This window comes from Paracoccus marinus, assembly GCF_007018965.1.
In the GTDB taxonomy this organism is placed as follows: domain Bacteria; phylum Pseudomonadota; class Alphaproteobacteria; order Rhodobacterales; family Rhodobacteraceae; genus Paracoccus; species Paracoccus marinus.
Genome location: NZ_VJYZ01000033.1, coordinates 514989 through 525537, shown reverse-complemented (window position 1 = coordinate 525537; position 10549 = coordinate 514989). Strand labels below are relative to the sequence as shown.

Genomic DNA, 10549 nt, shown 5'->3' with positions numbered 1-10549 from the left:
GCGTCAGATGGTCAGTGACCGTCCTGGACGTGGGTGCGGTCGATCACGAAACGCTTGTCGCAATAGCCGCATTCCACAAAGCCGCTGGCGGGCGAAATCGCCATCCAGACCAGCGGGTGGCCAAGGCCCATCGCCTCGTCGCCCGCACAGCTGACGCGCCACGATGTCACCACCTGCGTCGCGGGCGCCGGCAGCGGCTCGGCGGCCGGGTCCTGGTTGGTGGACAGCGACTCGTCGGTCGGGGTGGCGTGCGGCATCGCGGCTCTCTTGTGCAGGCGGGCTCGGCCCGGTTTAAGGTTCGTGCCATTCTAGCCAACGCGCCCGCCCCGACAAGGCCGCGCCAGAACGGAAAGACGCAACGCCGATGGATCAAGCCCCCGCCAAGGCGGCACCCGCCGCAGCATCCGCGCGGCGCGGCACCCCGATGCCCCGCGACGCCATCCGGCTGACCGCGCTTCGCAAGACCTATGCCGCGTCCGGCCGGGCACCGGAGAAACACGCGCTGAAAGGCATCGACCTGACGATCCCGGCCGGGTCGATCTTCGGCCTGTTGGGACCGAACGGCGCGGGCAAGTCCACCCTGATCAACATCCTGGCGGGGCTGGTGAACAAGACGGCCGGAAAGGTCGAGATCTGGGGCTTCGATCAGGACGTGAACCCGCGCCAGTCGCGCGCCGCCATCGGGGTGATGCCGCAGGAACTCAACATCGACCCGTTCTTCACCCCGCGCGCCAGCCTCGAGGTGCAGGCGGGTCTGTACGGCGTGCCAAGGGCCGACCGCTGGACCGACGAGGTGCTGGAACTCGTGGGGTTAACCGCGCAGGCCGAAAGCTACACCCGGCAGCTGTCGGGCGGGATGAAGCGGCGGCTGCTGCTCGCCAAGGCGCTGGTCCACAAGCCTCGCATCCTCGTCCTGGACGAGCCCACGGCGGGCGTGGACATCGCGCTGCGCGAGATGCTGTGGACCAACGTGCGCCGCCTGAACGAACGCGGGATGACCGTGATCCTGACGACGCATTACCTGGAAGAAGCGCAGGACATGTGCGACGAGATCGCGATCATCAACTACGGGCAGGTCGTGGCGCATGACAGCACCACGCGGCTGCTGGGGCGGACGGAAAGCAAGACGCTGGTGATCGACCCCGGCGACTGGGCGGGCGAACTGCCGCCGCTGCCCGAGGGGGCCAAGGGCGAACGGCGGCCCGACGGCACGCTGGCGCTGAGCTATGCCCCCGGCCGGATGCAGGCCGACCAGATCGTGGACCGCCTGCGCGCGGCGGGCGTGCCGATGCTGGACCTGCAGACCGAACAGCCGGACCTCGAGGACGTGTTCCGCCAGTTGACCGGCTGACGCAGCCCGGGACGCGCCCGCAGGCGCGCGCCTTACAGCAGCGACACCATCCGGCCCATGTTGTGGCCGCCCATGATATGCACGTGAAAATGGGGCACTTCCTGCACCCCGTGCTCGCCCGCGTTGGTGATCGCGCGAAAGCCCTTGCCGCCCTCGGCCAGCGAAAGCCCCTGGTCTTTCGCCACCTGACCCACCAGCCGGTTGAAGCCCACGATCTCGGCGTCCGAGGCGTTGGCCGCGAAATCGTCGTAGCTGACGTAAGCCCCCTTGGGGATCACCAGCAGGTGGACCTGCGCCTGCGGTCGGATGTCGCGGAACGCAAGCGCATGGTCGTTTTCCGCGACCTTGTCGGCGGGGATCTCGCCGCGCAGGATGCGGGCGAAGATGTTCTGGTCGTCATAGGCGGTCATCGCGGGGCCTCTTGCGGTTGCGGTCAGTCGGCGAACAGGTGGTCGGTCTGGGCCAGCCGCCACGCGGTATCCATGTCGATCCCCATGAACTGCGCCAGCGCCGCCGCGTTCTCGGCGTCGGGCCGGTCGCTGGAAATCGTGTGGAACGAGCCGAGCTCGAGATCGCAGATGCGGTCGGCCTCGTGTTCCAGCGCGCTGCGGACCGATGGGACGAGCCGGTTGATCGTGCTTTCCGCCGCGTCCGCGCGGGCCAGCCCGGTGCGGCCGATATGCCCGCGGACGTAATCGTCGTCGAAGTCGGATTCGATCAGCAGCGCCCGCACCTCGGCCTTGTCGTCGGCAAAGTCCTGCACCAGCCCCAGCGCGGCCGGGTCAAGGCAGATTGCGAGCTGCCGGCTGCCGAACTGGTCGAACAGGATCCGCACCAGTGCCTTGCGGTGGCGTTCGCGCTTTTCGATGGTCTTTTCCACCCCGCCCATGTCGGGCAGCGCCGCGTCCTGTTCGTTGAACAGGTAATCGACGGCCGGGATGGGCGTTTCCCGGCGCACCGCCTCGGTCAGGCGCTTGGCGACGTGCCATTTCTTGCACACGATCATCAGCAGCGTGCGGCCGCGGCCCAGGTTGCCCTCGACCTCCCAGAAGCGTTCGCCGAAGCGGCGGCCGATCCGGCCGCGCTGGGTCAGGAAGCGGTGCAGCCCCACCGCCTCGTTCGAGATCGAGAACGCCTGCTGGTCGGCCTGCCACAGCGCGCCGAGCCGCTGGCGCAACTCGATCGCGTCGGTGCTGATCTTGCGCGCGAACAGGAAGTCCTGTCCCAGCAGCAGGTCGTAGTGATCGTTGTAGAACGTGACCGGCATCCCGTAGTCGGTGAACATCAGGAAGGTGAGCGTGCGCGACCTGATCTCGTTCTTGGGCACGACGTGCGGGACGATGGTCTGGAAGAACGTCTCGTCCGGGATCCAGGTGGTGGCGAAGAACCGCATCACGTCCGGGCGGCTGTCGCAGAAATCCAGCACCTTCTCGATCGTCTGGCGGCGCAGGCACCACCATTGCGACCCGATCATGACCTGGATGTCGCGCGGCACCTCGCGGGTCAGGCCCAGCCGTTTCTGGATTTCGTAGCTGGCGTAAAACAGCTTGGACTGCGTGCGCTCGTTGAACCAGAAGCGGTAGAACAGGCGCTCTTCCTTGAAGCCGGTCTTGATCCAGTCGCTGTCGAAGAAGTCGAAGTTCTCGATGTAGTCCACGTCCTCGTCGTCGAGGAAGGTGTGGGCGTAGACGGCCGTCTTGACCGGCATGCAGTCGCCCGACAACATGTAGAAATGGGTCGCGCGCGGGAACGCCTTGACCGCGGCGCGCACGGCCAGAAGGCTGGCCGCGACCAGCGACCACTCCCCCCAGCCGCATTTCAGCCGCCGGGCAGCGAATGTGACGCCGGGGTTGTCGCGCAGCGCCGCGTAGATCAGCGCGAAATCCTCGTCGCTCGCACGCGCGTCGAAGTGGATCGAGACGTAATCGCCGGTATCGGTCAGCCGCCGCGCCTGCGCGATCAGCCCCTTGGGATCCTTGTGCGTCAGCAGGATGAAGGCGATCTTGGCCATTGACGAAAGCCTCTTGCGAGCGCAGCCAGCGGTCGAAAAAAGCCGTCAAGACATTGCTGAACCTGCGGCAATCTGTTTTGTGTGCATAGCGATTTCCCGGGCGGGAGCAACCGGGTTTCAGGCCAGAGGACAACGCGATGAACTTTCCCGGCACGTGGATGACCGAAAGCGGCAGCATGCTTTACCGGGTCGTGCCGAAATGCGCGTGTTCGACGATCGGCCAGGTCATGTTCCATTCCGACAACGGGCGCTACTTCGACGGCGACATCCACGATTCCACCGCCGGGATGCACAAGTGGAACCAGCCCGAAAGTCAGGACCCGATCCGCGCCGCCGCCGCCGGCCACACGGCGCTGAACTTCACCGTCGTCCGCAACCCGTATGCGCGCATCCTGTCGTCGTTCTTCGACAAGATCTGCGGCATCCAGCGCAACGGCAAGCGCTATCGCGGAAACCTCGTTCCGCAGTTGATCCAGCGCTACGGGATCGAGGTCGGCAGCCCCGAGGACGACTTCGATTTCGACCAGGTCAAGTCGTTCCGCCGCTTCCTTCTGTTCGCGCGCGACACCATCCGCTGGCGCCGCCCGATGGAGCCGGACATCCACTGGTCCGCCATGTCGGGCCACATCGCGACCTTCATCGTGAACGGCGGCCGCTACGACAGCATCTTCCCGACCGAGGATTTCAACCCGGGCATGCGCAAGGTGCTGGACCGCGCCCATGTCCGCCACGATCTCGACCTGGAAACGGTGCCCCGCTTCAACGAGAGCGAGGGGCACGGGCCCAAGCGGGCGCACAAGGTCAGCGAGTATTTCGACGACCTGTCGCGGCACCTGATGTGGGAAATCTACAAGAAGGATTTCCAGCTGTTCCGGTACGATTTCGACAACCCGGACAACAAGATGCCGAAGGGCGAGGTGGACCTGGACGAGGTTCACCGGAAACTGGGTCGGTAAGCGGTCCTGCTGAAGGAAACGGGCCACCAGCCCGTTTCCGGGCAGTCCGTTGACACCGGCACCTCGGAGGGACGCGTCCGCCCGCGTGGGTGCGAACGCACCCGCCTGAGGGCGGGCGGGCGCGTCCCGGTCCGCTTTGAGCGGACCGGCGGGAGCATTGAAGGACCGGAGCCCGAGGCAAGCCCAGCGACTTGCGAGTGATCTGAAGGGGCGGTTCTCCTGAAGGGAACGGGCCACAAGCTCGTTCCCGGCGGTTCGGTGACGTCAGCACACCGGAGGGACGCGTCCGCCCGGGTGGGCGCGAACGCGCCCGCCAAGGGGCGGGCGGGCGCGTCCCGGTCCGCATTGGGCGGACCGGCGGGTGCATCGAAGGACCGGCGGTGACCGCGGCTGAAGCAACCCGAAGATTTACCCGGTAATCCGCCGAACCTCGTCCATCACCAGGGCCCGCGCCCGATCCGGCGGCATGTCGGGGTCCAGCACCGCCCGCAGATAGGCGCCGTCGATCAGCGCGGCCAGCCGGTCGGCCTCGGCCGCCGCGTCCGCCACCAGCGGCCGCAGCGCGTGGATCAGGTTCGACCGCAGGCGCCTGTGATAGACCCGCAGCAGCCGCGCCGCCTGCGGGTCGGTCGGCGCCAGGGCATAGAAGTTCAGCCACGCCGACATCGCCGCAAGGTCGAAGTTCCCGCCCGCAAGGCTTTCGTCCACGATCCCGCGCAGCCGCCCGCCAGACCCGTCCGCCGCCACCAGCGCCGCGCGCACGCCGTCACCGTAACGTGACAGGATGTGGCGCATCGCCGCCAGGAAGATGTCGCCCTTGGAGCCGAAGTAGTGATGCGCCAGCGCAGGCGACATTCCCGCCTCGCGCGCGATCTGCGCGACGGTCACGTCGAGCGAGCCGGTTCGCCCCACGGTTTCGATTGTGGCATTGATAAGCGCGGCCTTTCGGATAGGTTCGGCCCCAACCTTGGGCATGACTGAACCCTCGCCAGAATCGCGCAGGTTCATCTAGCCCCAAGTTCATTGACGCGTCAATCAAGAAAAGAACCATCGCATGATCCGCACCTCTATCGCCCTGATCGCAACCGCCGCGCTGGCGTCCCCCGCCCTTGCGCAGGCGGCGCCGGACCCCGCCGCCTGCCACAAGGTCAGCTTCTCGGACGTGGGCTGGACCGACATCACCGCCACCACCGCGTTGACGACCACGGTGCTTGAGGCGCTGGGGTATGAGACCACGACGCAGGTCCTGTCCGTGCCGGTCACGTTCAGCGGCCTGTCGACCGACGATCTCGACGTGTTCCTGGGCCTCTGGCTGCCGACGATGGAGGCGGACGTGGCCCCCTATCGCGATGCGGGCACCGTCGAGCTGCTGGGGACAAACCTCACCGGCGCGAAATACACCCTTGCCACCAACAAGGCAGGCGCGGACCTTGGCATCACGTCGTTCGACGCCATCGCCGCGCACGCGGATGACCTCGACGGCAAGATCTACGGGATCGAGCCGGGGAACGACGGAAACCGCCTGCTGCTGGACATGGTGGCGACCGACAAGTTCGGGATGGGCACCTTCGAGGTGGTGGAATCCTCGGAACAGGGGATGCTGGCGCAGGTGGCGCGCGCGGACGGCGCCGGTGAGCCGGTCGTGTTCCTGGGGTGGGAGCCGCATCCGATGAACAGCCAGTTCCAGCTGACCTACCTGACCGGCGGCGACGAGGTGTTCGGCCCCAATCTTGGCGGGGCCGAGGTGCTGACCGCGACCCGCGCCGGGCTCGCCAAGGACTGCCCGAACCTTGGCCGGTTCCTTGCCAACCTGACGTTCACCTTGCCGATGGAGAACGAGGTGATGGGCCGGATCCTCAACGACGGGCAGGAACCCGGGCGCGCCGCCGGCGATTGGCTGCGTGAGAACCCGCAGGCCGTGACCGGCTGGCTCGACGGGGTGACGACCGCCGATGGCGGCGACGCGGCCGCGGCCGTGACCGAGGCGCTGGCGGAGTGAACGGATGATCCCGGACTGGCTGACCACGGCGCTGACCGAACACAAGATCCCGGTCGGCCAGACCGCGCGGCTGGGCTTCGACTGGCTGCGGGCCAACGCCGCACCCGTGTTCGACGCCGTGGCGGTGGTGCTGGACAGCCTGATCGCCGGCTTCCAGACGGTGCTGGAGTTTCCGCACCCGCTGGTCTTTACCGCGCTGGCCATGCTGCTGGCCTGGTTCACCCGCCGCAGCGTCGGGGTCTGCGTCGGCGTGGGTCTGGGATTCCTGTTTATTTTGAACCAGGGCTACTGGGACGAGACGATGCAGTCGCTTACGCTCGTCCTGTCGGCGGCGTTCGTCTGCATGGCCGCGGGCGTGCCGATCGGCATCGCCGCCGCGCACCGGCCACGGCTTTACCGCTGGATGAAGCCGGTCCTCGACCTGATGCAGACGCTGCCGAGCTTTGTCTATCTGATCCCCGCGATCGTGTTCTTCGGCATCGGCATGGTGCCGGGGCTGATCGCGACGGTGATCTTCGTCCTGCCCGCGCCGATCCGGCTCACCCACCTCGGCATCTCGTCCACGCCCGAGGCGCTGATCGAGGCGGGGCGCGCCTTCGGGGCGACCCGCCGCCAGCTCTTGTGGAAGGTCGAGCTTCCAAGCGCGTGGTCGCAGATCATGGCCGGCCTGAACCAGACGATCATGTTGTCCCTGTCGATGGTGGTCGTGGCGGCGCTGGTCGGCGCGTCGGGCCTGGGCGTGCCGGTGGTGCGTGCCCTGAACAGCGTGAACACGGCGCTCGGGTTCGAATCCGGCATCGTCATCGTGGTGGTGGCGGTGATCCTCGACCGCATCCTCAGCGTAAGGCGGGCCGAATGACCGGCGCGGCCGACGACGCGCGGGACGCGGTTGTGTTCGACCGGGTCTCGGTCGTGTTCGGCGAGAAGCCCGGGACGGCGCTGCCGCTGATGGATCAGGGGCTGGACCGCGCCGCGATCCGCCAGGCGACCGGACAGGTGCTGGGCGTCCACGACTGTTCGCTGAACGTGGCCGAGGGCGAGATACTCGTCCTCATGGGCCTGTCCGGGTCGGGCAAGTCCACGCTGCTTCGCACCGTGAACGCGCTCGCCCCCACAGTGCGCGGCGACGTGCGGCTGCGGACGGCGCGGGGGATGGAGAGCGTGAGCGCCGCCGGTCGGGACGCGCTGCGCGACCTCCGCCTGAATGACGTGGCGATGGTGTTTCAGCAGTTCGGCCTGCTGCCGTGGCGCAGCGTGCGCGAGAATGTGGGCTTGGGGCTTGAGCTTGCGGGCATGACGCGGCCCGAGCGGCGCGCGCGGGTGGACGAACAACTCGCGCTCGTGGGCCTGTCGGACTGGGCCGACCGCAAGGTGGGCGACCTGTCGGGCGGAATGCAGCAGCGCGTGGGCCTTGCCCGCGCCTTCGCGACCCACGCGCCGATCCTGCTGATGGACGAGCCGTTCTCGGCCCTCGATCCCCTGATCCGCACGCGGTTGCAGGACGACCTGCTGGCGATGCAGCGCACCCAGCGGCGCACGATCATCTTCGTCAGCCACGATCTGGACGAGGCGTTCAAGCTCGGCAACCGGATCGCGCTGATGGAGGGGGGGCGCATCGTCCAGGTCGGCACCGCGCGCGAGATCATCCAGAACCCTGCCAGCGACTACGTGCAGGACTTCGTCCAGCACATGAATCCGATCGAGGTACTGACGGCCGCCGACATCGCCGAGCCGGGCACGGCCGAGGGCCGGCCCCTGCCCCGCGAACTTCCCGCGCGCGCGGTGATGCAGGCGCTTTCGACCGCCGAGATGCTGCCGGTCGAGGGCGGCGGCCGGGTCACCCGGTCAAGCGTGCTGGCCAGGCTCGTCGATCCGCAGGGCTGACGCGCGACGCCGGGCCAGCTGCGCCTCGCGCCAGGTGATCCAGCTGATCGCGCCGATCATCACCGCGCCGCCCACGATCACCCAGACATCGACGGCTTCCCCGAAGGCGAGGACGCCAAGCAGGTTGGCCCAGATCAGCTGCAGGAAAACCACCGGCTGGGTCACGGTCATCGGCGCCGCTTGGAACGCGCGGCTCATGCAGTAATGCGCGGCCGTCCCGAACAGCGCCGCCAGCGCCAGCGCCACAAGCTGCGGCAAGGTCGGCTGCACCCAGGACAGCGCCGCCAGCGGGGCCAGCCCCACCGTCACCGTCAGCGACATCATCGCCACGACGGTCGTGGCCGGCGCGACGCGCGTCAGCTGCTTGGCGATCAGGTAGGACGAGCCAAAGCACACCGCCGCGCATAGCTGCGCGAGATGCCCGGGCTCGAGATCGCGCACGCCCGGCCGCAGCACGATCAGCGCGCCCATCAGCGCCACGCCGATTGCAAGGACGCGCCGCCACCCCAACCGCTCGCCCAGAAACAGCGCGGCGCCTGCGGTCACGACGATCGGGTTGATGAAGCCGATGGCGGTGACCTCGGCCACGGGGATCCGCGCCATGGCATAGAACCACAGCACCACCGCGCAGACATGGATCGCGCCCCGCAGTACGAACCGGCGCCAGACCGGCGCCGGAAAGCCGGTCCGCAGCGCCCGCGCCAGCGGCAGCGCAAGGAGCAGAAGCCCGAGGACGAAGCGCAGGAACGCCGACTGCGCCGCCGGCAGGTCGTCGCCGATCCACCGGACGGTGCCATTCACCGCGACGAAGAACAGCCCGGTGACCAGCATCCAGCCGATGCCTGCGAGGTTCGACCGGGTCTGCTGCGGCGGGTAAGCGGCGGTTGCGTCCATGGCCCCTGTTGGCCGTTGCCGGTGCGGGTTGCAAGGGCACCCGCGCCAGCCAGCCCCCCGCCGGTCAGCCCGCCAGCACCAGCGTCGCGGCGATTGTCCACATGACGACGCCCACACCCGCGTCGAGGATGCGCCACGCCACCGGCCGTGCGAACAGCGGCGCGAGCAGCCGCGCGCCGTAGCCCAGCGAAAAGAAGAACAGGAACGATCCCGTCATCGCGCCGACGGCAAAGGCCAGCCGGTCATCCGACGCGGACGACACCGACCCCAGCAGCACCACCGTATCCAGATACACATGCGGGTTCAGCCAGGTCAGCGCGGCGATGGTGCCGATGGTCGCGGCAAGCGACGGCGGCGCAACCCCTTCCGGGCGCAGCCCCTCGCCGCCGCGCAGGGCGGCGCGGAACGACTTCATCCCGTACCAGATCAGGAACGCGGCCCCGCCCCAGCGCATCGTCGACAGGAACCACGGCGCGCGCTCGGCGATGGCCCCCGCCCCCGCCACGCCCGCCGCGATCAGGATGGCGTCCGACAGCGCGCAGAACGCGCAGACGGCGAAAACGTGGTGCCGCAGCAGCCCCTGCTTCAGCACGAACGCGTTCTGCGCGCCGATCGCGAGGATCAGGGAAAGCCCGGTCCCCAGGCCGGACAGGAACGCGCCGCCGCCGGGCATCCTCGGGTCAGCTCACAGCTGCGCCGCGACGGACTCGGAGATGTCGAAGTTGCCCGTGACGTTCTGGACGTCGTCGTCATCTTCCAGCGTCTCGATCAGCTTCATCAGCCTGGTGGCGGTGTCGAGGTCCGTCACCTCGGTCGCCGCCTGCGGCTTCCAGACGAGCTTCGCGGTCTCGGATTCGCCAAGCGCGCCTTCCAGCGCGATCGACACCTCGTTCAGGTCGGTGTCGGCGCAATAGATCCAGTGGCCCTCGTCGTCGGATTCCACGTCGTCCGCGCCCGCCTCCAGCGCCGCCATCATCACCGTGTCGGCGTCGCCGGCCGAGGCGGGGTACATGATCTCCCCCACCCGGTCGAACATGAACGCCACGCTGCCGGTCTGGCCCATGTCACCGCCGTGCTTGGTAAAATAAGACCGCACGTTCGATGCGGTGCGGTTGCGGTTGTCGGTCATCGCCTCGACGATGATCGCGATCCCGTCGGGGCCGTAGCCTTCGTAACGGATCTCGTCGTAGTTCTCGGCGTCGCCGCCTTGCGATTTCTTGATCGCGCGGTCGATCACGTCCTTGGGGACCGAGTTCGACTTGGCTTCCTTCACCGCAAGGCGCAGGCGCGCGTTCTTTTCGGGATCGGGGTCGCCCATCTTGGCGGCGACGGTGATTTCCTTGGCGAGCTTGGAAAACAGCTTCGACCGGATCGCGTCCTGGCGACCCTTGCGATGCTGGATGTTGGCCCATTTTGAATGGCCTGCCATGAACCTGGTCCTTCGTGGGGCGTAT

General features: G+C 67.9%; 12 protein-coding genes. 5 read left to right on the top strand and 7 right to left on the bottom strand.

Annotated features, from left to right (window positions below; translation table 11 throughout):
• Window positions 1-11: 11 nt before the first annotated feature.
• Window positions 12-257: a zinc-finger domain-containing protein gene (locus tag FNF32_RS14740; RefSeq protein WP_131675084.1), complete on the bottom strand. Its 246-nt coding sequence runs from the start codon at window positions 255-257 to the stop codon at window positions 12-14.
• A 167-nt stretch (window positions 258-424) separates the two neighbouring features.
• Here FNF32_RS14740 and FNF32_RS14735 point away from each other — a divergent pair, with 167 nt between their 5' ends.
• The gene (locus tag FNF32_RS14735; protein ID WP_131675092.1) at window positions 425-1351 is read left to right on the top strand and encodes an ABC transporter ATP-binding protein; all 927 of its coding nucleotides are present in this window, start codon (window positions 425-427) and stop codon (window positions 1349-1351) included.
• 32 nt (window positions 1352-1383) lie between these two features.
• Here FNF32_RS14735 and FNF32_RS14730 read toward each other — a convergent pair whose 3' ends face one another.
• The gene (locus tag FNF32_RS14730) at window positions 1384-1761 is read right to left on the bottom strand and encodes an HIT domain-containing protein (RefSeq protein WP_131675083.1); all 378 of its coding nucleotides are present in this window, start codon (window positions 1759-1761) and stop codon (window positions 1384-1386) included.
• Between the two features lie 23 nt (window positions 1762-1784).
• Window positions 1785-3362, bottom strand: a complete 1578-nt coding sequence (locus tag FNF32_RS14725) for a DUF5928 domain-containing protein (RefSeq protein WP_131675082.1) — start codon at window positions 3360-3362, stop codon at window positions 1785-1787.
• A 137-nt stretch (window positions 3363-3499) separates the two neighbouring features.
• Here FNF32_RS14725 and FNF32_RS14720 point away from each other — a divergent pair, with 137 nt between their 5' ends.
• On the top strand, window positions 3500-4318 hold the full coding sequence (locus tag FNF32_RS14720) for a sulfotransferase family protein (RefSeq protein ID WP_131675091.1): 819 nt from the start codon (window positions 3500-3502) through the stop codon (window positions 4316-4318).
• Window positions 4319-4726: 408 nt separating this feature from the next.
• Here the strand turns inward: FNF32_RS14720 and betI are convergent, their stop codons facing one another.
• Complete coding sequence (gene betI / locus FNF32_RS14715) at window positions 4727-5293, bottom strand: transcriptional regulator BetI (RefSeq protein ID WP_131675081.1); 567 nt, start codon at window positions 5291-5293, stop codon at window positions 4727-4729.
• Between the two features lie 79 nt (window positions 5294-5372).
• Here betI and choX point away from each other — a divergent pair, with 79 nt between their 5' ends.
• The 3 genes from choX to choV are packed head-to-tail and all read left to right on the top strand — an operon-like array spanning window position 5373 to window position 8201.
• Complete coding sequence (gene choX / locus FNF32_RS14710) at window positions 5373-6317, top strand: choline ABC transporter substrate-binding protein (protein WP_143796706.1); 945 nt, start codon at window positions 5373-5375, stop codon at window positions 6315-6317.
• Window positions 6318-6321: 4 nt separating this feature from the next.
• Complete coding sequence (gene choW / locus FNF32_RS14705) at window positions 6322-7176, top strand: choline ABC transporter permease subunit (RefSeq protein ID WP_131675079.1); 855 nt, start codon at window positions 6322-6324, stop codon at window positions 7174-7176.
• The gene (gene choV / locus FNF32_RS14700; RefSeq protein WP_131675078.1) at window positions 7173-8201 is read left to right on the top strand and encodes a choline ABC transporter ATP-binding protein; all 1029 of its coding nucleotides are present in this window, start codon (window positions 7173-7175) and stop codon (window positions 8199-8201) included. Before choW ends, choV begins: the two co-directional genes overlap by 4 nt.
• On the opposite strand, the gene FNF32_RS14695 is transcribed toward choV, so the two are convergent.
• The 3 genes from FNF32_RS14695 to FNF32_RS14685 all read right to left on the bottom strand — a co-directional run bounded on the left by FNF32_RS14695 (window position 8163) and on the right by FNF32_RS14685 (window position 10524).
• Window positions 8163-9095 carry a DMT family transporter gene (locus tag FNF32_RS14695; RefSeq protein WP_246087861.1) on the bottom strand — a complete coding sequence of 311 codons (933 nt, stop codon included), beginning with the start codon at window positions 9093-9095 and terminating at the stop codon, window positions 8163-8165. The two genes, choV and FNF32_RS14695, sit on opposite strands and share 39 nt — an antisense overlap.
• 64 nt (window positions 9096-9159) lie before the next feature.
• A complete protein-coding gene (locus FNF32_RS14690; protein WP_131675077.1) occupies window positions 9160-9768 on the bottom strand; it encodes a LysE/ArgO family amino acid transporter in 609 nt (202 codons plus the stop codon).
• A gap of 12 nt (window positions 9769-9780) precedes the next feature.
• A complete protein-coding gene (locus FNF32_RS14685) occupies window positions 9781-10524 on the bottom strand; it encodes a YebC/PmpR family DNA-binding transcriptional regulator (protein ID WP_131675076.1) in 744 nt (247 codons plus the stop codon).
• Window positions 10525-10549: the final 25 nt, after the last annotated feature.

Coding starts and splice junctions, on each gene's coding strand:
- FNF32_RS14695 (WP_246087861.1), bottom strand. CDS start 9,095: ATGGACGCAACCGCCGCTTACCCGCCGCAGCAGACCCGGTCGAACCTC.
- FNF32_RS14690 (WP_131675077.1), bottom strand. CDS start 9,768: ATGCCCGGCGGCGGCGCGTTCCTGTCCGGCCTGGGGACCGGGCTTTCC.
- choX (WP_143796706.1), top strand. CDS start 5,373: ATGATCCGCACCTCTATCGCCCTGATCGCAACCGCCGCGCTGGCGTCC.
- betI (WP_131675081.1), bottom strand. CDS start 5,293: ATGCCCAAGGTTGGGGCCGAACCTATCCGAAAGGCCGCGCTTATCAAT.
- FNF32_RS14740 (WP_131675084.1), bottom strand. CDS start 257: ATGCCGCACGCCACCCCGACCGACGAGTCGCTGTCCACCAACCAGGAC.
- FNF32_RS14735 (WP_131675092.1), top strand. CDS start 425: ATGCCCCGCGACGCCATCCGGCTGACCGCGCTTCGCAAGACCTATGCC.
- FNF32_RS14730 (WP_131675083.1), bottom strand. CDS start 1,761: ATGACCGCCTATGACGACCAGAACATCTTCGCCCGCATCCTGCGCGGC.
- FNF32_RS14685 (WP_131675076.1), bottom strand. CDS start 10,524: ATGGCAGGCCATTCAAAATGGGCCAACATCCAGCATCGCAAGGGTCGC.
- choW (WP_131675079.1), top strand. CDS start 6,322: ATGATCCCGGACTGGCTGACCACGGCGCTGACCGAACACAAGATCCCG.
- choV (WP_131675078.1), top strand. CDS start 7,173: ATGACCGGCGCGGCCGACGACGCGCGGGACGCGGTTGTGTTCGACCGG.
- FNF32_RS14720 (WP_131675091.1), top strand. CDS start 3,500: ATGAACTTTCCCGGCACGTGGATGACCGAAAGCGGCAGCATGCTTTAC.
- FNF32_RS14725 (WP_131675082.1), bottom strand. CDS start 3,362: ATGGCCAAGATCGCCTTCATCCTGCTGACGCACAAGGATCCCAAGGGG.